The organism is Citrobacter amalonaticus Y19 (genome assembly GCF_000981805.1).
Taxonomy (GTDB): Bacteria; Pseudomonadota; Gammaproteobacteria; order Enterobacterales; family Enterobacteriaceae; genus Citrobacter_A; species Citrobacter_A amalonaticus_C.
The window spans coordinates 3,941,431-3,964,209 of record NZ_CP011132.1 but is presented as its reverse complement, the minus strand read 5'-3'; the positions used below and the strand labels follow the sequence as shown (position 1 = coordinate 3,964,209).

Below are 22,779 nucleotides of genomic sequence, written 5' to 3'. Positions count from 1 at the left end.
CCACCGGGTAGCGCGTCATTTCCGATGAGATTAACGAGTGCCGTAAACGACGATCGTTTTACCGTGAGCGGAGATCAGGTTCTGATCTTCCAGCATCTTCAGAATACGACCAACGGTTTCACGAGAGCAGCCAACGATCTGGCCAATCTCCTGGCGAGTGATTTTGATCTGCATACCGTCCGGGTGAGTCATCGCATCAGGCTGTTTCGCCAGATTCAGCAGAGTCTGGGCGATACGACCGGTCACATCGAGGAAGGCCAGGTTACCGACTTTCTCTGAAGTGACTTGCAGGCGGCGAGCCATTTGGGAAGACAGGCGCATCAGAATATCCGGGTTCACCTGGATCAACTGGCGGAATTTCTTATAGGAAATTTCAGCCACTTCACACGCTGTTTTCGCTCGAACCCATGCGCTACGTTCCTGGCCTTCTTCAAACAGGCCCAGTTCGCCAATGAAATCACCCTGATTCAGATAAGAAAGGATCATTTCTTTCCCTTCCTCATCTTTAATCAACACTGCCACTGAGCCCTTAACGATGTAGTACAACGTTTCTGCTTTTTCACCCTGGTGAATCAGCGTGCTCTTGGACGGGTACTTATGAATGTGGCAATGAGACAAGAACCATTCGAGTGTCGGGTCTGTTTGCGGTTTGCCAAGCACCATGCGCGATTATCCTCTGTTATAAGCTGTCTCCAGAGCCAAAAAAATCCGCTGTCTCTGGGGTTGCAAAAATGTGCTTCCCGAGTCCTGGGAAGAGGCTGTCAAAAACGAACTGCAGCCTTTAATGTGAAGTCCTCTGCATACATGCAACACATCAATGTATTACTGTAGCATCCTGACTGTTTTAGCATAGCTTTAGCCGTGTGTCTCCTGGTGTCTCGCTTCAGCATGACGGAGGTCGCCTTCCGTTGCGAGAATTGTTATGTACGCGTAATCTGTCAGGAAAATTGACGCACTGGAGTTAACAAATATGCAAGCGCGTGTTAAATGGGTTGAAGGGTTAACCTTCCTTGGTGAGTCGGCTTCCGGTCACCAGATTTTGATGGACGGTAACTCCGGTGATAAAGCGCCGAGCCCGATGGAAATGGTGTTGATGGCGGCAGGGGGGTGCAGCGCCATTGACGTGGTTTCTATTCTGCAAAAAGGCCGTCAGGATGTGACGAACTGCGAAGTGAAACTGACTTCAGAACGTCGCGAAGAGGCGCCACGCCTGTTCACCCACATCAATCTGCATTTTATTGTCACGGGTCACGACCTGAAAGATGCCGCCGTTTCGCGTGCGGTTGATCTCTCCGCCGAGAAGTATTGCTCCGTGGCGTTGATGCTGGGAAAAGCGGTCAATATTACCCATTCGTATGAAGTGATTGCTGCCTGATGTTTCTTGCCTGATGGCGCTGCGCTTATCAGGCCTACGACAGGAGTAGGCCGGATAACGCAACGTCGCCATCCGGCAAAATCTTACCTTACTCGATTTTTTTCCCTTCCATCAGTCGTTGTACCAACGGCAACATAATCAGTTCCATGGCCAGCCCCATTTTACCGCCAGGTACCACCAGGGTATTGATGTGGGAAATGAATGACCCCTGCAGCATCGCCAGCAGCCAGGGGAAATCGATCCCTTCCAGATTGCGGAAATGAATCACCACAAAGCTTTCATCCAGTGACGGAATGCCTTTGGCCGCAAATGGGTTTGACGTGTCAACGGTAGGGACGCGCTGAAAGTTGATGTGGGTGCGGGAGAACTGCGGCGTAATGTAGTTGATATAGTCGTCCATCGAACGCACCACGGAATCCATCACCGCTTCACGAGAATGGCCTCGCTCGCTGGTATCACGGATCAGTTTCTGGATCCATTCCAGGTTAACGATGGGGACAACGCCGACCAGCAGGTCAACATGGCTTGCGACCTCATGCTGCGGCGTGACGACGCCGCCGTGCAGGCCTTCATAGAACAGCACGTCGGTGGGTTCCGGCAGGGGTTGCCACGGAGTGAACGTCCCCGGCACCTGGTTCCACGGGACGGCTTCATCGTAGGTATGCAGATATTTTCGCGACTGGCCTTTGCCCGTCTGACCGTACTCAACAAACGTCTGTTCCAGCAGACCGAAGTCATTAGCGTCGGGGCCAAAATAGCTGATGTGGCGTCCGGCATCGCGCGCCTTGCGGATCGCCATATCCATTTCCGGACGGGTATAGCGATGAAAACTGTCGCCTTCCACCTCGGCGGCGCGCAGGTTGAGCTGCGCAAAAATTTTACGAAACGCGAGGCTGGTGGTGGTGGTCCCCGCGCCGCTGGATCCTGTTACCGCTATCACCGGATGTTTGGCAGACATGTTAACTCCATCAATAAATTGATTTTTTATTATAGTCGGCCGATAGCGTGCGGGTTATTCGCGAAATGATTTGCGTGGCATGATGTTGACGGTTTCGTGCAACTCAGACCACACCAGAATCGCTTCTCCACACTGTAACTGGCGTTTAACGTCGGCGACTTTTTGCTCAAGGGTACGTTCATGTTCACCATAATCGGTGCCTTCGCGCAACACAAAGCTTTCGATCAGATTATCCAGCGTTTCGGGGGAAAGGTCTTGCCAGGGGATCTGCATGGTTATGCCTCCAGGTACGGTGTCAGCCAGTCAGGAATGCGCGACTCAAGCCACATTTGGGGCCGACGCAATGTCCCGCCGATAAACCCGACGTGGCCGCCGTGTTCAGTTAACTGATATTCCACCTGCGGCGGTAAATCTTCCGCTTTGGGGATCACATGACTGTCCATAAATGGGTCATCTTTCGCGTGGATGATAAGCGTCGGAATGGCGATGTCACTGAGCAAGGGCATTGCGCTACACTGACGATAGTAGTCGATAGCATCGGCGAAACCGTGAATTTTGGCGGTGATGAGATCGTCAAACTCGCGGATACGGCGCAGGGATTTCAACTGCGCCAGACTCACCGGCAGCGAACCGGGATAGGCTGCCAGCTTGCGTGACGCGTTAGCCTTCAGCAGGTTGAGCAGATAGCGCTGATAAACGCGGGAAAAGCCTTTATCCATATGGTAGCTGCAGGCTTCCAGCACAAAGGGAGCGGAGACAATGACTGCCGCGTCGAGTGGGATGTTTTTTCCTTCTTTTGCCAGCAGACACGCCAGCATGTTTCCGCCAAGCGAATAGCCCACGGCGGCCGTCGGCGCATGGCCTAATTCCCGCTGTAACCAGCCTAAGAACCAGGTCCCGTCTTCGGTTTCGCCCGAGTGATAAATGCGATTCAGGCGATTGGGCTCGCCGCTACAGCCGCGAAAGTGCATCACCACGCCAAGCCAGCCACGATTCTTTGCCGCCTCAATCAGACCATGCGCGTACGGACTGTTCAGGCTACCTTCCAGACCATGAAAGACCACCAGGCGCGGCTTGTGCTTCGCCTGATGCGGATCTTCACTCCATGCCAGATCGACAAAGTCGCCATCGGGCAATTCCAGACGCTGCCAGTGGGCGTCGAAATTCACCTTTCGCCGGATCAGGCGTGGGAGCATCGTTTGCAGATGGCGATTACTGATACCGCGCATCGGGCGGAATTCGTCACTGCTGCCATTTGGCATCTCAGGGTCGTGAAGGATTACGTGTGTCATCACCGTTACTCACTCAGCATCTGCTCGAGCTGTTCCTGGGCCTCAAGCCAGGCCATTTCACATGATTCCAGCCCGGCTTTGGCGCTGGCCTGCTGTTGCAGACATTCCGTCAGCTCGGCCTTGCGGCTCTGGTCGTAAAGTTCGCTGTCGCCCAGTTTTTCTTCAGCCTGCGCCAGCTGTGCGTTCAGCTTCTCCATCTCTTTTTCCAGACGGGCTATTTCCTTACGCAGCGGCTGGGTTTGCGTTCGCAGTTCGGCTTCACGACGCTTCTGATCTTTACGCGCCTGCGCGCTGTTGACGTTCTCTTTTGCTGCGTCGTCAGGTTGGTTTTCCTGCTTTTGTACATCGCTTAACCACTGCTGATAATCTTCCAGATCGCCATCAAACGGCTCGACTTTACGATCATGCACCAGATACAGATCGTCGGTCGTGGAGCGCAGCAAATGGCGGTCGTGCGAAACGACAACCAGCGCCCCTTCAAAGTCGATCAACGCTTCGGTCAGTGCCTGGCGCATGTCGAGATCAAGGTGGTTGGTCGGTTCATCGAGCAGCAGCAAATTAGGACGCTGCCAGACGATCAGCGCCAGCACCAGTCGCGCTTTTTCGCCACCGGAGAAACGACGTGTCTCTTCGCTGACTTTATCACCCTGGAAGCCGAAGCCGCCGAGATAGTCGCGCAATTTCTGTTCCAGCTCCTGTGGCGCCAGTCGCACCAGATGCTGCAACGGCGACTCATCCGCCCGCAAATACTCGAGCTGATGCTGGGCGAAGTAACCGAGTTTGATGCCTTTCGCCAGGCCGATTTCACCGCTGACGGGAGCCAGTTCACCCGCCAACAGTTTGATGAGCGTGGATTTACCCGCACCGTTGCGTCCCAGCAGACCAATGCGTGAACCCGGCACCAGGTTCAGTTTGATCGAGTCCAGGATGATGCGTTCACCATAACCGGCGCTCACTTTCTCCATTTTCAGCAGTGGGTTGGGTAGGCTCTCCGGCGCGCGGAAGCTGAAATGGAATGGGTTGTCGACATGCGCCGGGGCAATCAGCTCCATGCGTTCCAGCATCTTGATACGGCTCTGCGCCTGTTTCGCTTTCGTGGCTTTGGCGCGGAAGCGATCGATATAGCTTTGCAGATGTGCCACGCGCTCCTGCTGGCTTTCGTACATCGCCTGCTGTTGGGCCAGACGCGTGGCACGCTGAATCTCAAACGCGCTGTAGTTGCCGGTGTACTCGAACAGGGTTTGCTGTTCGATATGAATGATTTTATCCACCACCGGATCGAGGAAGTCACGGTCGTGGGAGATCAGAATCAGAGTGCCCTGATAGCTCTTCAGCCATTTTTCCAGCCAGATAACCGCATCCAGATCGAGGTGGTTGGTCGGTTCATCGAGCAGGAGGAGATCGGAACGACAAATCAACGCCTGGGCCAGGTTGAGACGCATACGCCAGCCGCCGGAAAAGTCGCTGACCGGACGTTCCAGTTGTTCATTGGAGAAGCCGAGACCATGCAACAGGCTGGCGGCGCGGGAGCGCACGGTCCAGGCGTCGATGGCATCCAGCTTGCCGTGGACGGTGGCAATGGCGTGTCCATCGTTACGTTCGTTGGCGTCATGCAACTGCGCTTCCAGTTGACGATATTCGCGGTCGCCGTCAATGACATATTCCAGCGCGGGCTGGGGCAGAGCAGGCGTTTCCTGATTTACCCATGCCAGTTGCCAGCTACCGGGGAAGGTAAAACCACCGGCATCTGCGCTGATTTCATTTTTCAGCAATGCCAGCAGGGTAGATTTCCCGCAGCCGTTCTTGCCCACCAGACCGACTTTCTGGCCCGGATTGATAGTGGCAGTGGCATTGTCCAGTAAGACGCGCACGCCGCGACGAATTTGTAACGAGGAGAAAACAATCATAAGGCGCCGTATGTTCAGACTATGTTAATTTATCATTATGATAATGTAAGGTGTGGGCCATTTTCCGCACCGGGCCGCAATGGTAGCCCAAAACGACGACTATACACAAAAACAGAAACAAAACCGGGAGGGGGATGATGTCTCAGCCAGCAAAGGTCTTGCTGCTGTATGCCCATCCGGAATCTCAGGACTCGGTGGCAAACCGGGTACTGCTTAAGCCGGCCACGCAGCTCAGCAACGTTACGGTGCACGATCTCTATGCGCACTATCCTGATTTTTTTATCGATATCCCGCATGAGCAGGCGTTACTGCGTGAACATGACGTGATCGTGTTTCAGCATCCGCTGTACACCTATAGCTGTCCGGCGCTGCTCAAAGAGTGGATGGATCGCGTATTGAGCCGTGGCTTTGCCAGCGGCCCTGGGGGAAATCAGCTTGCGGGAAAGTACTGGCGCAGCGTCATCACCACCGGCGAACCAGAGAGCGCCTATCGCTATGACGCGCTGAACCGTTATCCAATGAGCGATGTATTGCGGCCATTCGAACTGACGGCAGGAATGTGCCGGATGCACTGGCTGAGTCCCATTATTATCTACTGGGCCAGACGACAAAGCGCGCAGGAGCTGGAAAGCCATGCAAAAGCGTATGGCGACTGGCTTGCCCATCCCGTTCCTGTGGGAGGCCGCTGATGGAAGGTTCCGATTTATTGACTGCAGGAGTGCTGTTTCTCTTCGCGGCGGTGGCTGCGGTGCCTCTGGCATCGCGGCTGGGTATTGGCGCCGTGTTGGGCTATTTGCTCGCGGGGATTGCCATCGGTCCGTGGGGACTGGGGTTCATCAGCGACGTGGATGAAATTCTCCACTTCTCCGAGCTGGGCGTTGTATTTCTGATGTTTATCATCGGGCTGGAGCTGAATCCGTCGAAACTCTGGCAGCTTCGACGTTCTATCTTTGGCGTTGGGGCGGCGCAGGTTTTGCTAAGCGCGGCGCTGTTGGCCGGACTGCTGATGTTGACCGATTTCTCATGGCAGGCGGCGGTCGTTGGCGGGATAGGCCTCGCGATGTCGTCAACCGCGATGGCGCTGCAATTGATGCGCGAAAAAGGGATGAACCGCAGCGAATCCGGGCAATTGGGCTTTTCGGTTTTACTGTTCCAGGATCTGGCGGTGATCCCGGCGCTCGCGCTGGTGCCGCTGTTAGCCGGTTCAGCGGATGAACACTTTGACTGGATGAAAATTGGCATGAAGGTGCTGGCGTTTGCCGGCATGCTGATTGGCGGACGCTATCTGTTGCGCCCGGTGTTCCGGTTTATTGCCGCGTCCGGCGTGCGCGAAGTGTTTACCGCCGCCACGCTGCTGTTGGTGTTGGGATCGGCACTGTTTATGGATGCGCTGGGGCTATCGATGGCGCTCGGCACGTTTATCGCGGGGGTACTGTTAGCGGAAAGCGAATACCGGCATGAGCTGGAAACCGCGATCGATCCGTTCAAAGGACTACTGCTGGGGCTTTTCTTTATTTCGGTCGGCATGTCGCTCAATCTGGGCGTGCTGTACACCCATCTGCTGTGGGTCGTGGCAAGCGTGGTGGTACTGGTGGCGGTCAAAACGCTGGTACTTTATCTGCTGGCGCGACTGTACGGTCTGCGCAGTTCTGAAAGAATGCAGTTTGCTGGCGTGTTGAGCCAGGGGGGCGAGTTTGCCTTTGTGCTGTTCTCGACCGCGTCGTCGCAGCGGCTGTTTCAGGGCGATCAGATGGCGCTTCTGCTGGTGACCGTCACGTTGTCGATGATGACCACGCCGATGCTGATGAGGCTTATCGACAAATGGCTTTCTCGCCAGCTTAACGGTCCGGATGAAGAAGATGAAATGCCGTGGGTCGAGGATGACAAGCCGCAGGTCATCGTGGTGGGCTTTGGCCGTTTTGGTCAGGTCATCGGTCGTTTGCTAATGGCGAATAAAATGCGCATTACCGTGCTGGAGCGGGACATCAGTGCGGTGAATCTGATGCGCAAATACGGTTATAAGGTCTATTACGGCGATGCGACGCAGGTGGATCTGCTGCGTTCTGCCGGCGCTGAGGCAGCAGAATCCATCGTCATTACCTGTAATGAGCCGGAAGATACGATGAAGCTGGTGGAAATTTGCCAACAGCATTTCCCGCATTTGCATATTCTTGCGCGAGCGCGCGGACGTGTCGAAGCACATGAGTTATTACAGGCGGGGGTCGCGCAGTTTTCCCGTGAGACCTTCTCCAGCGCACTGGAGTTGGGACGCAAAACGCTGGTGTCGTTGGGGATGCATCCCCACCAGGCGCAGCGGGCGCAACTGCATTTCCGTCGGCTGGATATGCGGATGTTGAGGGAGCTCATTCCGATGCATGCCGATACGGTACAAATCTCTCGCGCCAGAGAAGCCAGACGCGAGCTGGAGGAGATTTTCCAGCGCGAGATGCAACAAGAGCGACGCCAACTGGATGGCTGGGATGAATTCGAATAGAGGATAAGTATGGCAATCCGTAAACGTTTTATTGCAGGGGCGAAATGCCCTTCCTGCCAGGCGCAGGATTCTCTGGCGATGTGGCGCGAGAATAATATCGATATTGTTGAATGTGTTAAGTGCGGACATCAGATGCGGGAAGCGGATAAAGACGTCCGCGATCACGTGCGCAAAGAAGAGCAAGTGATCGGGATCTTTCATCCAGACTAGCGATATGGCCCGAGATTTTTTAAGCTAAGGGGTACACAGGTGCAGATTTCCGCTACAATCTGCGCCAGCAATTTTCCCACGCTCAGGAGATATCATGAAAGTAGCAAAAGACCTGGTGGTCAGCCTGGCCTATCAGGTACGTACAGAAGACGGTGTGTTGGTTGATGAGTCTCCGGTGAGTGCGCCGCTGGACTACCTGCATGGTCACGGTTCCCTGATCTCTGGCCTGGAAACAGCGCTGGAAGGTCACGATGTTGGCGACAAATTCGATGTTGCGGTAGGCGCGAACGACGCTTACGGTCAGTATGACGAAAATCTGGTGCAGCGCGTGCCTAAAGACGTCTTCATGGGCGTTGATGAACTGCAGGTTGGCATGCGTTTCCTGGCTGAAACTGACCAGGGTCCGGTACCGGTAGAAATTACCGAAGTGGAAGACGACCACGTTGTGGTTGATGGCAACCACATGCTGGCGGGTCAGAATCTGAAGTTCAACGTTGAAGTTGTAGCGATCCGCGAAGCGACCGAAGAAGAACTGGCTCATGGTCACGTTCACGGTGAGCACGGTCACGACCATGACCACGATCACGACGGCTGCTGCGGCGGTCACGGCCATGACCACGGTCACGAGCACGGCGGCGAAGGCTGCTGCGGTGGCGGCGGTAAAGGCAACGGCGGCTGCGGTTGCCACTAAAAGCTCATAATGCCTGATGGCGCTACGCTTATCAGGCCTACGGGTTCATTGGAATGAGAAGGCCGGATAAGGCGCTTGCGCCGCCATCCGGCAATGAGCACAAAAAAGCGGGATAACCCGCTTTTTTTACGTCTCAATAATGAGGCGGCGGCGTCTCTTCGGCCTGGGAGGCGATGTTGGAAGGCTGGCTCGCCTTGAGCTTTTCCGTCAGCAGTCGCAGATGATCGCGCAATTTGGCCATTTCCATCTCGTGAGCGGTTACCGTTACGTTGAGCTCTTCAATGGTGATTTCCTGAAAAGCCAGCCGACTTTCCAGCTCAGCCAGCCGGGTTTCCATCGTTGTATCCTGCATGATTCACCTCATCGATTGTCTCGGGTCGCGGCGGATTCTACTCAACTTTATCCGAATAGACAGCCCTGATTCCTTCTCATCGAAACTAATTTAAACAAAAAGAGTCTCAAAAGAAGCGATTATCGGGTATGTCTGTATGTTGATTTGTTCGACAACGCTTTATAGTACGCTTCTCATAGTAAAGTTAACCATGGGGTGAGATGCCCCGGCCCTGGAGATATGGATGAAATCACTGTTTAAAGTCACTCTGCTGGCGACCACGATGGCCGTTGCTCTGCACGCCCCAATCACCTTCGCAGCGGAAGCCGCAAAACCGGCCGCCGCTGCTGACAGCAAAGCCGCGTTCAAAAATGACGACCAGAAATCGGCTTATGCACTGGGCGCATCGCTGGGCCGCTATATGGAAAACTCCCTGAAAGAGCAGGAAAAACTGGGCATCAAACTGGACAAAGACCAGCTGATCGCCGGCGTTCAGGATGCGTTTGCTGATAAGAGCAAACTGTCTGACCAGGAAATTGAGCAGACTCTGCAAGCATTTGAAGCACGCGTGAAAGCCTCCGCTCAGGCGAAGATGGAAAAAGACGCGGCTGACAACGAAGCCAAAGGCAAAGAGTACCGCACCACGTTTGCGAAAGAGAAGGACGTGAAGACCTCTTCAACTGGCCTGCTTTATAAAGTTGAGAAAGCCGGTACGGGCGAAGCACCGAAAGACAGCGACACGGTAGTAGTAAACTACAAAGGGACGCTGATCGACGGTAAAGAGTTCGATAACTCCTATACCCGCGGCGAGCCGCTCTCTTTCCGTCTGGATGGTGTGATCCCAGGCTGGACTGAAGGTCTGAAGAACATTAAGAAAGGCGGGAAGATCAAGATGGTCATCCCACCGGAACTGGCTTACGGTAAAACTGGCGTTCCGGGTATCCCGGCTAACTCCACGCTGGTATTCGACGTAGAGCTGCTGGATATCAAGCCAGCACCGAAGGCGGATGACAAGCCAGAAGCCGCAGCAGAAGCGGATGCAAAAGCAGCAGATGCCGCTAAAAAATAAAAATTGAGAACCGCCGCCGAACAGAGCGGCGGTTTTTTTATGCAGGCCGGATACATACACATAATCATTCAAGTTGCATCAAGCGGTCAGGGCGTGAATCCCCTTGCGCGTACATCAGTACGTGGCTGGGGCGAACGAGCGCAACCAACGCAGAGGCAGCTTGAGGGATGACGTGTATAATTAGTAGTGGAAAGTGGAAGCCCCTCTGTATTAATTTAACCATCCACAAAATTAATGAGCCTGCCCTGAAAACATAACGACAGGCTCCTGAAAAGGAGTGTTTTTTTTCATGTCCAGGTCGCTTTTAACCAACGAAACCAGTGAGCTCGACTTACTGGATCAACGTCCTTTCGATCAAACCGACTTTGATATTCTGAAATCCTACGAAGCGGTGGTGGACGGGTTAGCGATGCTCATTGGTTCCCACTGTGAAATCGTATTGCACTCTTTGCAGGATTTGAAATGTTCCGCCATTCGCATTGCCAATGGTGAACATACGGGACGCAAAATCGGTTCGCCGATTACTGACCTTGCGTTGCGGATGCTGCACGATATGACCGGTGCAGATAGCAGCGTTTCCAAATGCTACTTTACCCGTGCGAAAAGCGGCGTTCTGATGAAGTCAGTGACGATTGCCATTCGCAATCGCGAGCATCGCGTGATTGGTCTGCTGTGCATCAACATGAACCTTGATGTCCCGTTCTCGCAGATCATGAATACCTTTATTCCGCCGGAAACCCCGGAAGTGGGATCGTCTGTTAACTTCGCCTCTTCCGTAGAAGACCTGGTGACGCAGACGCTGGAGTTCACCATTGAAGAGGTGAACGCCGATCGTAATGTTTCCAACAACGCCAAGAACCGCCAGATCGTTCTGAATCTGTATGAGAAAGGCATCTTCGATATTAAGGACGCGATCAATCAGGTTGCCGATCGTCTGAATATCTCCAAGCACACCGTGTACCTCTATATTCGCCAGTTCAAAAGCGGCGACTTCCAGGGGCAAGATAAGTAATGCGTTTTGCCATTGTGGTTACCGGTCCGGCGTATGGTACCCAGCAGGCGAGCAGCGCACTGCAGTTTGCTCAGGCGCTGATTGAAGAAGGCCATACGTTAAGTAGCGTCTTTTTCTATCGGGAAGGGGTATATAACGCCAATCAACTGACCTCTCCGGCCAGTGATGAATTTGATCTGGTCCGGGCCTGGCAACAAATGAATACACAGTATGGCGTTGAGCTGAACATCTGTGTGGCGGCGGCACTGCGTCGCGGTGTGGTCGATGAAACAGAAGCGGGCCGACTGGGACTGGCGTCCGCTAATCTGCAGCCAGGTTTTACTCTCAGCGGACTGGGCGCGCTGGCACAAGCCTCACTGACCTGCGATCGCGTGGTGCAGTTCTGATGAAACGTATTGCCTTTGTTTTTTCCACCATGCCACACGGGAGTGCATCTGGCCGCGAAGGGCTGGACGCGCTGTTGGCGACTTCTGCGTTAACCGAAGAGATCGGCGTCTTCTTTATTAGTGATGGCGTCTTTCAGATCCTGCAGGGACAAAAACCGGATGTCATTCTGGCCCGCGACTATATTGCGACCTTTAAACTGCTGGGATTGTACGATATCGAACAGTGCTGGTTATGCGCCGCCTCGTTGCGCGAGCGGGGACTCGGGGAGGGCGTAAGTTTTGTCGTTGATGCGACGCCGCTGGAACCAGAAGCGCTGCGCCGCGAACTGGGCAACTACGATGTCATCCTGAGGTTCTGAGGTTCTCATGCTGCATACTTTACACCGCTCCGCGTGGCACTCTGATTTCTCTGCTATCCAGCGCCTGATCGCAGAAGGCGATGAACTATTATTGATCCAGGATGGCGTCACCGCCGCAGTAGAAGGCAGCCGCTTCCTTGAAAGCCTGCAAAACACCCCCATAACGGTATATGCACTGAAAGAAGACATTGAAGCTCGCGGTTTGGGTGGTCAAATTTCAGACAGTGTCGTCAGGGTTGACTATACTGACTTCGTCAGACTTACGGTTAAGCACACCAGCCAGATGGCCTGGTGATTGTGTGATCGTTGTATATTTCTTGACACCTTTTCGACACCGCCCTAAAATTCGGCGTCCTCATATTGTATGAGGTCGTTTTATTACGTGTTTACGAAGCAAAAGCTAAAACCAGGAGCTATTTAATGGCAACAGTTAACCAGCTGGTACGCAAACCACGCGCTCGCAAAGTTGCAAAAAGCAACGTGCCTGCGCTGGAAGCATGCCCGCAAAAACGTGGTGTATGTACTCGTGTATATACTACCACTCCTAAAAAACCGAACTCCGCACTGCGTAAAGTATGCCGTGTTCGTCTGACTAACGGTTTCGAAGTGACTTCCTACATCGGTGGTGAAGGTCACAACCTGCAGGAGCACTCCGTGATCCTGATCCGTGGCGGTCGTGTTAAAGACCTCCCGGGTGTTCGTTACCACACCGTACGCGGTGCGCTTGACTGCTCTGGCGTTAAAGACCGTAAGCAAGCTCGCTCCAAGTATGGCGTGAAGCGTCCTAAGGCTTAATGGTTCTCCGTTAAGTAAGGCCAAACGTTTTAACTTAAATGTCAAACTAAACTCGTAGAGTTTTGGACAATCCTGAATTAACAACGGAGTATTTCCATGCCACGTCGTCGCGTCATTGGTCAGCGTAAAATTCTGCCGGATCCGAAGTTCGGATCAGAACTGCTGGCTAAATTTGTAAATATCCTGATGGTAGATGGTAAAAAATCTACTGCCGAAACAATCGTATACAGCGCGCTGGAGACCCTGGCTCAGCGTTCTGGTAAATCTGAACTGGAAGCTTTCGAAGTAGCTCTCGAAAACGTGCGCCCGACTGTCGAAGTTAAGTCTCGCCGCGTTGGTGGTTCTACTTATCAGGTACCAGTTGAAGTCCGTCCGGTTCGTCGTAATGCCCTGGCAATGCGTTGGATCGTTGAAGCTGCTCGTAAACGCGGTGATAAATCCATGGCTCTGCGCCTGGCGAACGAACTTTCTGATGCTGCAGACAACAAAGGTACTGCAGTTAAGAAACGTGAAGACGTTCACCGTATGGCAGAAGCCAACAAGGCGTTCGCACACTACCGTTGGTAATCCCTTCGGAGTTTTAGTCACCAGGCGGGCGCTTCCAGTAAGCAGCCCGCTTTGGGCTACTTAAATTGAACGCCTAAAAGATAAACGAGGAATCAAATGGCTCGTACAACACCCATCGCACGCTACCGTAACATCGGTATCAGTGCGCACATCGACGCCGGTAAAACCACTACTACCGAACGTATTCTGTTCTACACCGGTGTAAACCATAAAATCGGTGAAGTTCATGACGGCGCGGCCACCATGGACTGGATGGAGCAGGAGCAGGAACGTGGTATTACTATCACTTCCGCAGCGACTACTGCATTCTGGTCTGGTATGGCTAAGCAGTATGAACCGCATCGCGTAAATATCATCGACACCCCGGGGCACGTTGACTTCACAATCGAAGTAGAACGTTCCATGCGTGTTCTTGATGGTGCGGTAATGGTTTACTGCGCAGTTGGTGGTGTTCAGCCGCAGTCTGAAACCGTATGGCGTCAGGCAAACAAATATAAAGTTCCGCGCATTGCGTTCGTTAACAAAATGGACCGTATGGGTGCGAACTTCCTGAAAGTTGTTGGTCAGATCAAAACCCGTCTGGGCGCGAACCCTGTTCCGCTGCAGCTGGCAATTGGCGCTGAAGAAGCGTTCACCGGTGTTGTTGACCTGGTGAAAATGAAAGCCATCAACTGGAACGAAGCAGATGCAGGCGTTACCTTCACTTACGAAGATATCCCGGCTGACATGCAGGAACTGGCTGAAGAATGGCACCAGAACCTGATCGAGTCCGCTGCGGAAGCTTCTGAAGAGCTGATGGAGAAATACCTGGGCGGTGAAGAACTGACTGAAGAAGAGATCAAAAAAGCTCTGCGTCAGCGTGTTCTGAACAACGAAATCATCCTGGTAACCTGTGGTTCTGCATTTAAGAACAAAGGTGTTCAGGCGATGCTGGATGCGGTAATTGATTACCTGCCATCCCCGGTTGACGTACCTGCGATCAACGGTATCCTGGACGACGGTAAAGATACGCCTGCTGAGCGTCACGCTAGCGACGAAGAGCCTTTCTCTGCACTGGCATTCAAAATCGCTACCGACCCGTTCGTGGGTAACCTGACCTTCTTCCGTGTGTATTCCGGTGTGGTTAACTCTGGTGATACCGTACTGAACTCCGTGAAATCTGCACGTGAGCGTTTCGGTCGTATCGTTCAGATGCACGCTAACAAGCGTGAAGAGATCAAAGAAGTTCGCGCGGGCGACATCGCTGCTGCGATCGGTCTGAAAGACGTAACGACTGGTGACACTCTGTGTGACCCGGATGCGCCGATCATTCTGGAGCGTATGGAATTCCCTGAGCCGGTAATCTCCATCGCCGTAGAACCGAAAACCAAAGCTGACCAGGAAAAAATGGGTCTGGCTCTGGGCCGTCTGGCTAAAGAAGACCCGTCATTCCGCGTATGGACTGACGAAGAATCTAACCAGACCATTATCGCCGGTATGGGTGAACTGCACCTCGACATCATCGTTGACCGTATGAAGCGTGAATTCAACGTTGAAGCGAACGTCGGTAAACCTCAGGTTGCTTACCGCGAAGCGATTCGTGCGAAAGTTACCGATATCGAAGGTAAACACGCCAAGCAGTCTGGTGGTCGCGGTCAGTATGGTCATGTTGTTATCGACATGTACCCACTGGAGCCGGGTTCTAACCCGAAAGGCTACGAGTTCGTCAACGACATTAAAGGTGGTGTAATCCCTGGCGAATACATCCCGGCCGTTGATAAAGGTATCCAGGAGCAGCTGAAAGCCGGCCCGCTGGCAGGTTACCCGGTTGTTGATATGGGTGTTCGTCTGCACTTCGGTTCTTACCATGACGTTGACTCCTCTGAACTGGCGTTTAAACTGGCTGCGTCTATTGCCTTTAAAGAAGGCTTTAAGAAAGCTAAACCAGTTCTGCTTGAGCCAATCATGAAGGTTGAGGTAGAAACGCCGGAAGAAAACACCGGTGATGTTATCGGTGACTTGAGCCGTCGTCGCGGTATGCTGCGCGGTCAGGAATCCGAAGTCACTGGCGTTAAGATCCACGCTGAAGTTCCGCTGTCTGAAATGTTCGGATATGCAACTCAGCTGCGTTCTCTGACCAAAGGTCGCGCATCGTACACTATGGAATTCCTGAAGTACGATGATGCACCGAACAACGTTGCTCAGGCCGTAATCGAAGCCCGTGGTAAATAATCCACAGGATTAAAACCTAAGTCCCGTGCTCTCTCCACAAGGGGAGAGCGCTATAGTAAGGAATATAGCCGTGTCTAAAGAAAAATTTGAACGTACAAAACCGCACGTTAACGTCGGCACCATCGGCCACGTTGACCACGGTAAAACTACCCTGACCGCTGCCATCACTACCGTACTGGCTAAAACCTACGGCGGTGCTGCTCGCGCATTCGATCAGATCGATAACGCGCCGGAAGAAAAAGCTCGTGGTATCACCATCAACACGTCTCACGTTGAATATGACACCCCGACTCGCCACTACGCACACGTAGACTGCCCGGGCCACGCCGACTATGTTAAAAACATGATCACTGGTGCTGCGCAGATGGACGGCGCGATCCTGGTTGTTGCTGCGACTGACGGCCCGATGCCGCAGACTCGTGAGCACATCCTGCTGGGTCGTCAGGTAGGCGTTCCGTACATCATCGTGTTCCTGAACAAATGCGACATGGTTGATGACGAAGAGCTGCTGGAACTGGTAGAGATGGAAGTTCGTGAACTGCTGTCTCAGTACGATTTCCCGGGCGACGACACCCCAATCATCCGTGGTTCTGCTCTGAAAGCGCTGGAAGGCGAAGCAGAGTGGGAAGCGAAAATCATCGAACTGGCTGGCTTCCTGGATTCTTACATTCCGGAACCAGAGCGTGCGATTGACAAGCCGTTCCTGCTGCCTATCGAAGACGTATTCTCCATCTCCGGTCGTGGTACCGTTGTTACCGGTCGTGTAGAGCGCGGTATCATCAAAGTTGGCGAAGAAGTTGAAATCGTTGGTATCAAAGAGACTGCGAAGTCTACCTGTACTGGCGTTGAAATGTTCCGCAAACTGCTGGACGAAGGCCGCGCGGGTGAGAACGTAGGTGTTCTGCTGCGTGGTATCAAACGTGAAGAAATCGAACGTGGTCAGGTACTGGCTAAGCCGGGTTCCATCAAGCCGCACACCAAGTTCGAATCTGAAGTGTACATTCTGTCCAAAGACGAAGGCGGCCGTCATACTCCGTTCTTCAAAGGCTACCGTCCGCAGTTCTACTTCCGTACGACTGACGTGACGGGTACCATCGAACTGCCGGAAGGCGTAGAGATGGTCATGCCGGGCGACAACATCAAAATGGTTGTTACCCTGATCCACCCGATCGCGATGGACGACGGTCTGCGTTTCGCAATCCGTGAAGGCGGCCGTACTGTAGGTGCGGGCGTTGTTGCGAAAGTAATGAGCTAATTTTTACTCATTAGTTCTGCACTTAAAAAGGGCGCTTCGGCGCCCTTTTTGCTGTCTGTGATTTGGCTGTCACATTTATTCGCAATTTTTGCCCCGCTCCCGTTACGTAGAGAGAATTGTGCTATTGTAATCATAACTATTCTCATTTACACTTTGCGCAGAAATTGAACGGGAGCGATCATGTACGTTTGTTTGTGTAATGGTGTAAGTGATAAAAAAATTCGCCAGGCGGTACGTCAGTTTCATCCTCAATCCTTTCAACAGTTACGCAAGTTTATTCCTGTGGGAAATCAATGCGGTAAATGCGTTCGGGCAGCACGCGAAGTGATGCAGGATGAATTAATGCAAATGCCAGAATTTAAAGAGATCGCCTGAGTCACACTCTTTTTTTTGACATCCCTGTAGCCCCATCTATGCTCTGGAGAGTGGAAGCGGAGGGACTATAAAATGAAAGGTGATGTTAAAATCATAAATTATCTCAATAAACTATTGGGAAATGAGCTTGTCGCGATCAACCAGTATTTTCTCCATGCACGTATGTTTAAAAATTGGGGGCTTACCCGCCTCAATGACGTCGAGTACCATGAATCCATTGATGAGATGAAACACGCTGATAAATATATTGAGCGTATTTTGTTTCTGGAGGGGATCCCGAACCTGCAGGATCTTGGCAAGTTGGGGATTGGCGAAGATGTCGAAGAGATGCTGCAATCCGATCTCCGGTTAGAACTCGAAGGGGCGAAAAACTTACGTGAAGCGATCGCCTATGCTGATACTGTCCATGATTATGTCAGCCGGGATATGATGATCGAAATCCTCGCGGATGAAGAAGGGCATATCGACTGGCTGGAGACAGAACTGGATCTCATCTCGAAAATTGGCCTACAGAATTACCTGCAGTCGCAAATTAAGGTGACCAGTTAATCGCCACAGAGGTGTAGCGGTAACATCCGGTGATGAAACCCGCAGCCGCCAGAAATGGTCCAAAAGGCAGCGGGTTTTTTAATGCCGACTTTCCATGAATTATCCCCAATGCCGCGATACCAGAACACGCCAACAGCGCCGCCCAAAAGACTAAAAATGGTAGAGACATCCACCCATGCCAGGCACCCAGCGCGGCAAGGAATTTCACATCGCCATAGCCGAGCCCTTCCCTCTTACGGACCAGTCGATAGCTCCAGTAGATAAAGGCGAAACTGGCGTAACCTGCGACAGCACCCCATACGGCATCTGCAAGTTGTGCCGGGATGATGCACAGGTGAAAGAGGAGTCCGCCCCACAGCAACGGGCAGGTAAATCGGTCCGGTAGTTGTCCGCTGCGCACATCGCAGAAACTAAGAGACAAGGACAATGCGACATACAGCAGCAGAAAGGGCAGGGCTGTGACCATCATGTTTTCTCCATCAATCCTGTCGCTACTTTAAAGAAGGCTAATGAGGGAGCAAGGTACTATTATGAGTATTGCGAGCGACACTCCTGCTCAATTGCCGCGTTTCATTCACTACCTAAAAGACTGGAACCCTGTTCGCAATACGGACGAAGTGATTAATATCTACGCGACACTTGCTTCAGTCTGATATTTGCGTATAATGCGCGGGCTTGTCTTAATCGACGGCAGGTTCGATTTGAACCTCGGATAGCCGATTTGGCTATCTAACAATGCTCCCAATCGGGGGGCTACGTAAGAACGGTTACACTCTCCCATCAATCGTAATGGGTCTGAGGAGTAATCATTTTCGTTTATAAAATAATTGGAGCTCTGGTCTCATGCAGAACCAAAGAATCCGTATCCGCCTTAAAGCGTTTGATCATCGTCTGATCGATCAATCAACCGCGGAAATCGTCGAGACTGCTAAGCGCACTGGTGCGCAAGTCCGTGGTCCGATCCCGCTGCCGACCCGCAAAGAGCGCTTTACCGTTCTGATCTCTCCGCACGTTAACAAAGACGCGCGCGATCAGTACGAAATCCGCACTCACAAGCGTCTGGTTGACATCGTTGAGCCAACCGAGAAAACCGTTGATGCTCTGATGCGTCTGGACCTGGCTGCCGGTGTAGACGTGCAGATCAGCCTGGGTTAATCAGGTCATCGAGCGATTGAGAGGTTGATACAATGATTGGTTTAGTCGGTAAAAAAGTGGGTATGACCCGCATCTTCACTGAAGATGGCGTTTCTATCCCAGTAACCGTAATCGAAGTTGAAGCAAACCGTGTTACTCAGGTTAAAGACCTGGCTAACGATGGCTATCGTGCTGTTCAGGTTACCACCGGTGCTAAAAAAGCTAACCGTGTAACCAAGCCGGAAGCTGGCCATTTCGCTAAAGCTGGCGTAGAAGCTGGCCGCGGCCTGTGGGAGTTCCGTCTGGCTGAAGGTGAAGAATTCACCGTTGGTCAGAGCATTAGCGTTGAACTGTTTGCTGACGTTAAAAAAGTTGACGTAACCGGTACCTCTAAAGGTAAAGGTTTCGCTGGTACCGTTAAGCGCTGGAACTTCCGTACCCAGGACGCGACTCACGGTAACTCCTTGTCTCACCGCGTTCCGGGTTCTATCGGTCAGAACCAGACTCCGGGCAAAGTGTTCAAAGGCAAGAAGATGGCAGGTCAGATGGGTAACGAGCGTGTCACCGTTCAGAGCCTTGACGTAGTACGCGTTGACGCTGAGCGCAACCTGCTGCTGGTTAAAGGTGGTGTTCCGGGTGCGACCGGTTGCGACCTGATCGTTAAACCAGCTGTGAAGGCGTAAGGGGATAGCAATGGAATTAGTATTGAAAGACGCGCAGAGCGCGCTGACTGTTTCCGAAACTACCTTCGGTCGTGATTTCAACGAAGCGCTGGTTCACCAGGTTGTTGTTGCTTATGCAGCTGGTGCTCGTCAGGGTACTCGTGCTCAGAAGACTCGTGCTGAAGTAACTGGTTCCGGCAAAAAGCCGTGGCGCCAGAAAGGTACCGGCCGTGCGCGTTCAGGTTCTATCAAGAGCCCGATCTGGCGTTCTGGTGGCGTGACCTTCGCTGCTCGCCCGCAGGACCACAGTCAAAAAGTTAACAAAAAGATGTACCGCGGCGCGCTGAAAAGCATTCTGTCCGAACTGGTACGTCAGGATCGTCTGATCGTTGTCGAGAAGTTCTCTGTTGAAGCGCCTAAAACTAAGCTGCTGGCACAGAAACTGAAAGACATGGCTCTGGAAGATGTGCTGATCATCACCGGTGAGCTGGACGAAAACCTGTTCCTGGCTGCGCGCAACCTGCACAAGGTTGACGTACGCGATGCAACTGGTATCGACCCGGTTAGCCTGATCGCCTTCGACAAAGTCGTAATGACTGCTGATGCTGTTAAGCAAGTTGAGGAGATGCTGGCATGATTCGTGAAGAACGTCTGCTGAAGGTGCTGCGTGCACCGCACGTTTCTGAAAAAGCGTCTACTGCGATGGAAAAAACTAACACCATCGTTCTCAAAGTTGCTAAAGACGCGACCAAAGCAGAGATCAAAGCTGCTGTGCAGAAACTGTTTGAAGTCGAAGTCGAAGTCGTTAACACCCTGGTTGTTAAAGGGAAAGTTAAACGTCACGGACAGCGTATCGGTCGTCGTAGCGACTGGAAAAAAGCTTACGTCACCCTTAAAGAAGGCCAGAATCTGGACTTCGTTGGCGGCGCTGAGTAAGTCGGAGGAGTAATACAATGGCAGTTGTTAAATGTAAACCGACATCTCCGGGTCGTCGCCACGTCGTTAAAGTGGTTAACCCTGAGCTGCACAAGGGCAAACCTTTTGCTCCGTTGCTGGAAAAAAACAGCAAATCCGGTGGTCGTAACAACAATGGCCGTATCACCACTCGTCATATTGGTGGTGGCCACAAGCAGGCATACCGTCTGGTTGACTTCAAACGCAACAAAGATGGTATCCCGGCAGTTGTTGAACGTCTTGAGTACGATCCGAACCGTTCCGCGAACATCGCGCTGGTTCTGTACAAAGACGGCGAGCGCCGTTACATCCTGGCCCCTAAAGGCCTGAAAGCTGGCGACCAGATCCAATCTGGCGTTGATGCTGCAATCAAACCAGGCAACACTCTGCCGATGCGCAATATCCCGGTTGGTTCTACCGTTCATAACGTAGAAATGAAACCAGGTAAAGGCGGTCAGCTGGCACGTTCCGCTGGTACTTACGTTCAGATCGTTGCTCGTGATGGTGCTTATGTCACCCTGCGTCTGCGTTCTGGTGAAATGCGTAAAGTCGAAGCAGACTGCCGTGCAACTCTGGGCGAAGTTGGCAATGCTGAGCATATGCTGCGCGTTCTGGGTAAAGCAGGTGCTGCACGCTGGCGTGGTGTTCGTCCGACCGTTCGCGGTACCGCGATGAACCCGGTCGACCACCCACATGGTGGTGGTGAAGGTCGTAACTTTGGTAAGCACCCGGTAACTCCGTGGGGCGTTCAGACCAAAGGTAAGAAGACCCGCAGCAACAAGCGTACTGATAAATTCATCGTACGTCGCCGTAGCAAATAATTTTAGAGGATAAGCCATGCCACGTTCTCTCAAGAAAGGTCCTTTTATTGACCTGCACTTGCTGAAGAAGGTAGAGAAAGCGGTGGAAAGCGGAGACAAGAAGCCCCTGCGCACCTGGTCCCGTCGTTCAACGATCTTTCCTAACATGATCGGTTTGACCATCGCTGTCCATAATGGTCGTCAGCACGTTCCAGTATTTGTAACCGATGAAATGGTCGGTCACAAACTGGGTGAATTCGCACCGACTCGTACTTATCGCGGCCACGCTGCTGATAAAAAAGCGAAGAAGAAATAAGGTAGGAGGAAGAGATGGAAACTATCGCTAAACATCGCCATGCTCGTTCTTCTGCTCAGAAGGTTCGCCTTGTTGCTGACCTGATTCGCGGTAAGAAAGTGTCGCAGGCTCTGGATATTCTGACCTACACCAATAAGAAAGCGGCTGTACTGGTCAAGAAGGTACTGGAATCTGCCATTGCTAACGCTGAACACAACGATGGCGCTGACATTGACGATCTGAAAGTTACGAAAATTTTCGTAGACGAAGGCCCAAGCATGAAGCGCATTATGCCGCGTGCGAAAGGTCGTGCAGATCGCATCCTGAAGCGCACCAGCCACATCACTGTGGTTGTGTCCGATCGCTGAGACTCTGGAGACTAGCAATGGGTCAGAAAGTACATCCTAATGGTATTCGCCTGGGTATTGTAAAACCATGGAACTCTACCTGGTTTGCGAACACCAAAGAATTCGCTGACAACCTGGACAGCGATTTTAAAGTACGTCAGTACCTGACTAAGGAACTGGCTAAAGCGTCTGTATCTCGTATCGTTATCGAGCGTCCGGCTAAGAGCATCCGTGTGACTATTCACACTGCTCGCCCTGGCATCGTTATCGGTAAGAAAGGCGAAGACGTAGAAAAACTGCGTAAGGTCGTAGCGGATATCGCTGGCGTTCCTGCACAGATCAATATCGCCGAAGTTCGTAAGCCTGAACTGGACGCAAAACTGGTTGCTGACAGCATCACTTCACAGCTGGAACGTCGTGTTATGTTCCGTCGTGCGATGAAGCGTGCTGTACAGAACGCAATGCGTCTGGGCGCTAAAGGGATCAAAGTTGAAGTTAGCGGCCGTCTGGGCGGCGCGGAAATCGCACGTACCGAATGGTACCGCGAAGGTCGCGTACCGCTGCACACTCTGCGTGCTGACATCGACTACAACACCTCTGAAGCGCACACCACTTACGGTGTAATCGGCGTTAAGGTATGGATCTTCAAAGGCGAGATCCTGGGTGGTATGGCTGCTGTTGAACAACCGGAAAAACCGGCTGCTCAACCTAAAAAGCAGCAGCGTAAAGGCCGTAAATAAGGAGCGTCGCT

The 22,779-nt window shown here is 52.6% G+C and carries 31 protein-coding genes; 24 read left to right on the top strand and 7 right to left on the bottom strand.

Annotation, left to right across the window (positions count from 1 at the left end; all coding sequences use genetic code 11):
• Nucleotides 1–30: 30 nt before the first annotated feature.
• Entirely contained in the window at nucleotides 31–663 is a 633-nt protein-coding gene (crp, locus tag F384_RS18335) for a cAMP-activated global transcriptional regulator CRP (RefSeq protein WP_000242758.1), read from the bottom strand.
• Nucleotides 664–970: 307 nt separating this feature from the next.
• On the opposite strand from crp, the gene F384_RS18330 reads away from it, so the two are divergent.
• On the top strand, nucleotides 971–1,375 hold the full coding sequence (locus tag F384_RS18330; protein WP_046491248.1) for an OsmC family protein: 405 nt from the start codon (nucleotides 971–973) through the stop codon (nucleotides 1,373–1,375).
• Between the two features lie 88 nt (nucleotides 1,376–1,463).
• On the opposite strand, the gene F384_RS18325 is transcribed toward F384_RS18330, so the two are convergent.
• From F384_RS18325 to F384_RS18310, 4 genes are read right to left on the bottom strand one after another with little or no spacing between them, the layout of a single operon-like run.
• The gene (locus tag F384_RS18325) at nucleotides 1,464–2,333 is read right to left on the bottom strand and encodes a phosphoribulokinase (RefSeq protein ID WP_046491247.1); all 870 of its coding nucleotides are present in this window, start codon (nucleotides 2,331–2,333) and stop codon (nucleotides 1,464–1,466) included.
• Nucleotides 2,334–2,387: 54 nt separating this feature from the next.
• Nucleotides 2,388–2,606, bottom strand: a complete 219-nt coding sequence (locus F384_RS18320) for a YheU family protein (protein WP_046491246.1) — start codon at nucleotides 2,604–2,606, stop codon at nucleotides 2,388–2,390.
• A gap of 2 nt (nucleotides 2,607–2,608) precedes the next feature.
• A complete protein-coding gene (locus tag F384_RS18315) occupies nucleotides 2,609–3,625 on the bottom strand; it encodes a hydrolase (RefSeq protein ID WP_080949981.1) in 1,017 nt (338 codons plus the stop codon).
• A 5-nt stretch (nucleotides 3,626–3,630) separates the two neighbouring features.
• On the bottom strand, nucleotides 3,631–5,532 hold the full coding sequence (locus F384_RS18310) for an ABC transporter ATP-binding protein (RefSeq protein ID WP_046491245.1): 1,902 nt from the start codon (nucleotides 5,530–5,532) through the stop codon (nucleotides 3,631–3,633).
• Nucleotides 5,533–5,669: 137 nt separating this feature from the next.
• On the opposite strand from F384_RS18310, the gene kefG reads away from it, so the two are divergent.
• The 4 genes from kefG to slyD all read left to right on the top strand — a co-directional run bounded on the left by kefG (nucleotide 5,670) and on the right by slyD (nucleotide 8,927).
• The gene (gene kefG, locus F384_RS18305) at nucleotides 5,670–6,221 is read left to right on the top strand and encodes a glutathione-regulated potassium-efflux system ancillary protein KefG (protein WP_046491244.1); all 552 of its coding nucleotides are present in this window, start codon (nucleotides 5,670–5,672) and stop codon (nucleotides 6,219–6,221) included.
• The gene (gene kefB / locus F384_RS18300) at nucleotides 6,221–8,026 is read left to right on the top strand and encodes a glutathione-regulated potassium-efflux system protein KefB (RefSeq protein WP_046491242.1); all 1,806 of its coding nucleotides are present in this window, start codon (nucleotides 6,221–6,223) and stop codon (nucleotides 8,024–8,026) included. Before kefG ends, kefB begins: the two co-directional genes overlap by 1 nt.
• 9 nt (nucleotides 8,027–8,035) lie before the next feature.
• Nucleotides 8,036–8,236, top strand: coding sequence for a YheV family putative zinc ribbon protein (locus tag F384_RS18295; protein ID WP_046491240.1), 201 nt, complete (start codon nucleotides 8,036–8,038; stop codon nucleotides 8,234–8,236).
• A 94-nt stretch (nucleotides 8,237–8,330) separates the two neighbouring features.
• Nucleotides 8,331–8,927 (top strand): peptidylprolyl isomerase, encoded by a 597-nt coding sequence (gene slyD / locus F384_RS18290; protein WP_046491238.1) that lies wholly within the window; start codon nucleotides 8,331–8,333, stop codon nucleotides 8,925–8,927.
• A gap of 133 nt (nucleotides 8,928–9,060) precedes the next feature.
• Here the strand turns inward: slyD and F384_RS18285 are convergent, their stop codons facing one another.
• Nucleotides 9,061–9,279: a protein SlyX gene (locus F384_RS18285; protein ID WP_042322802.1), complete on the bottom strand. Its 219-nt coding sequence runs from the start codon at nucleotides 9,277–9,279 to the stop codon at nucleotides 9,061–9,063.
• A 223-nt stretch (nucleotides 9,280–9,502) separates the two neighbouring features.
• Between F384_RS18285 and fkpA the strand changes: the two genes are divergently transcribed.
• The 11 genes from fkpA (at nucleotide 9,503) to bfr (ending at nucleotide 17,836) form a co-directional block, all read left to right on the top strand.
• Entirely contained in the window at nucleotides 9,503–10,327 is an 825-nt protein-coding gene (gene fkpA / locus F384_RS18280; protein WP_046491236.1) for an FKBP-type peptidyl-prolyl cis-trans isomerase, read from the top strand.
• Nucleotides 10,328–10,616: 289 nt separating this feature from the next.
• Nucleotides 10,617–11,339: a transcriptional regulator gene (locus tag F384_RS18275; protein WP_042286247.1), complete on the top strand. Its 723-nt coding sequence runs from the start codon at nucleotides 10,617–10,619 to the stop codon at nucleotides 11,337–11,339.
• The gene (gene tusD, locus F384_RS18270) at nucleotides 11,339–11,725 is read left to right on the top strand and encodes a sulfurtransferase complex subunit TusD (RefSeq protein ID WP_046491234.1); all 387 of its coding nucleotides are present in this window, start codon (nucleotides 11,339–11,341) and stop codon (nucleotides 11,723–11,725) included. Before F384_RS18275 ends, tusD begins: the two co-directional genes overlap by 1 nt.
• Nucleotides 11,725–12,084, top strand: a complete 360-nt coding sequence (tusC, locus tag F384_RS18265) for a sulfurtransferase complex subunit TusC (RefSeq protein ID WP_046491231.1) — start codon at nucleotides 11,725–11,727, stop codon at nucleotides 12,082–12,084. Before tusD ends, tusC begins: the two co-directional genes overlap by 1 nt.
• Before the next feature lie 7 nt (nucleotides 12,085–12,091).
• On the top strand, nucleotides 12,092–12,379 hold the full coding sequence (tusB, locus tag F384_RS18260) for a sulfurtransferase complex subunit TusB (protein WP_046491229.1): 288 nt from the start codon (nucleotides 12,092–12,094) through the stop codon (nucleotides 12,377–12,379).
• Nucleotides 12,380–12,504: 125 nt separating this feature from the next.
• A complete protein-coding gene (gene rpsL, locus F384_RS18255; RefSeq protein WP_000246815.1) occupies nucleotides 12,505–12,879 on the top strand; it encodes a 30S ribosomal protein S12 in 375 nt (124 codons plus the stop codon).
• A 96-nt stretch (nucleotides 12,880–12,975) separates the two neighbouring features.
• The gene (rpsG, locus tag F384_RS18250; protein ID WP_042322792.1) at nucleotides 12,976–13,446 is read left to right on the top strand and encodes a 30S ribosomal protein S7; all 471 of its coding nucleotides are present in this window, start codon (nucleotides 12,976–12,978) and stop codon (nucleotides 13,444–13,446) included.
• A 96-nt stretch (nucleotides 13,447–13,542) separates the two neighbouring features.
• Entirely contained in the window at nucleotides 13,543–15,657 is a 2,115-nt protein-coding gene (gene fusA / locus F384_RS18245) for an elongation factor G (RefSeq protein WP_046491016.1), read from the top strand.
• Between the two features lie 70 nt (nucleotides 15,658–15,727).
• Nucleotides 15,728–16,912: an elongation factor Tu gene (tuf, locus tag F384_RS18240; protein ID WP_046491013.1), complete on the top strand. Its 1,185-nt coding sequence runs from the start codon at nucleotides 15,728–15,730 to the stop codon at nucleotides 16,910–16,912.
• Between the two features lie 180 nt (nucleotides 16,913–17,092).
• Nucleotides 17,093–17,287, top strand: a complete 195-nt coding sequence (bfd, locus tag F384_RS18235; protein ID WP_012135433.1) for a bacterioferritin-associated ferredoxin — start codon at nucleotides 17,093–17,095, stop codon at nucleotides 17,285–17,287.
• 72 nt (nucleotides 17,288–17,359) lie between these two features.
• Nucleotides 17,360–17,836 (top strand): bacterioferritin, encoded by a 477-nt coding sequence (gene bfr, locus F384_RS18230; protein ID WP_042326254.1) that lies wholly within the window; start codon nucleotides 17,360–17,362, stop codon nucleotides 17,834–17,836.
• Here bfr and F384_RS18225 read toward each other — a convergent pair.
• Nucleotides 17,820–18,302 carry a prepilin peptidase gene (locus F384_RS18225; protein ID WP_046498368.1) on the bottom strand — a complete coding sequence of 161 codons (483 nt, stop codon included), beginning with the start codon at nucleotides 18,300–18,302 and terminating at the stop codon, nucleotides 17,820–17,822. The two genes, bfr and F384_RS18225, sit on opposite strands and share 17 nt — an antisense overlap.
• A gap of 377 nt (nucleotides 18,303–18,679) precedes the next feature.
• Between F384_RS18225 and rpsJ the strand changes: the two genes are divergently transcribed.
• Genes rpsJ through rpsC form a run of 8 tightly spaced genes read left to right on the top strand, consistent with a single transcriptional unit; the run spans nucleotide 18,680 to nucleotide 22,768 of the window.
• Nucleotides 18,680–18,991 (top strand): 30S ribosomal protein S10, encoded by a 312-nt coding sequence (gene rpsJ / locus F384_RS18220; protein ID WP_001181005.1) that lies wholly within the window; start codon nucleotides 18,680–18,682, stop codon nucleotides 18,989–18,991.
• Between the two features lie 32 nt (nucleotides 18,992–19,023).
• The gene (gene rplC, locus F384_RS18215; RefSeq protein ID WP_046490773.1) at nucleotides 19,024–19,653 is read left to right on the top strand and encodes a 50S ribosomal protein L3; all 630 of its coding nucleotides are present in this window, start codon (nucleotides 19,024–19,026) and stop codon (nucleotides 19,651–19,653) included.
• 10 nt (nucleotides 19,654–19,663) lie between these two features.
• Nucleotides 19,664–20,269: a 50S ribosomal protein L4 gene (gene rplD / locus F384_RS18210; RefSeq protein WP_000424395.1), complete on the top strand. Its 606-nt coding sequence runs from the start codon at nucleotides 19,664–19,666 to the stop codon at nucleotides 20,267–20,269.
• Nucleotides 20,266–20,568, top strand: a complete 303-nt coding sequence (rplW, locus tag F384_RS18205; protein ID WP_000617546.1) for a 50S ribosomal protein L23 — start codon at nucleotides 20,266–20,268, stop codon at nucleotides 20,566–20,568. The genes rplD and rplW overlap by 4 nt, the downstream gene beginning before the upstream one ends.
• A 17-nt stretch (nucleotides 20,569–20,585) precedes the next feature.
• Complete coding sequence (rplB, locus tag F384_RS18200) at nucleotides 20,586–21,407, top strand: 50S ribosomal protein L2 (RefSeq protein WP_001621954.1); 822 nt, start codon at nucleotides 20,586–20,588, stop codon at nucleotides 21,405–21,407.
• 16 nt (nucleotides 21,408–21,423) lie between these two features.
• A complete protein-coding gene (gene rpsS, locus F384_RS18195) occupies nucleotides 21,424–21,702 on the top strand; it encodes a 30S ribosomal protein S19 (RefSeq protein WP_001138117.1) in 279 nt (92 codons plus the stop codon).
• Nucleotides 21,703–21,716: 14 nt separating this feature from the next.
• Complete coding sequence (gene rplV, locus F384_RS18190) at nucleotides 21,717–22,049, top strand: 50S ribosomal protein L22 (RefSeq protein ID WP_000447529.1); 333 nt, start codon at nucleotides 21,717–21,719, stop codon at nucleotides 22,047–22,049.
• A gap of 17 nt (nucleotides 22,050–22,066) precedes the next feature.
• On the top strand, nucleotides 22,067–22,768 hold the full coding sequence (gene rpsC / locus F384_RS18185; RefSeq protein ID WP_000529945.1) for a 30S ribosomal protein S3: 702 nt from the start codon (nucleotides 22,067–22,069) through the stop codon (nucleotides 22,766–22,768).
• Nucleotides 22,769–22,779: the final 11 nt, after the last annotated feature.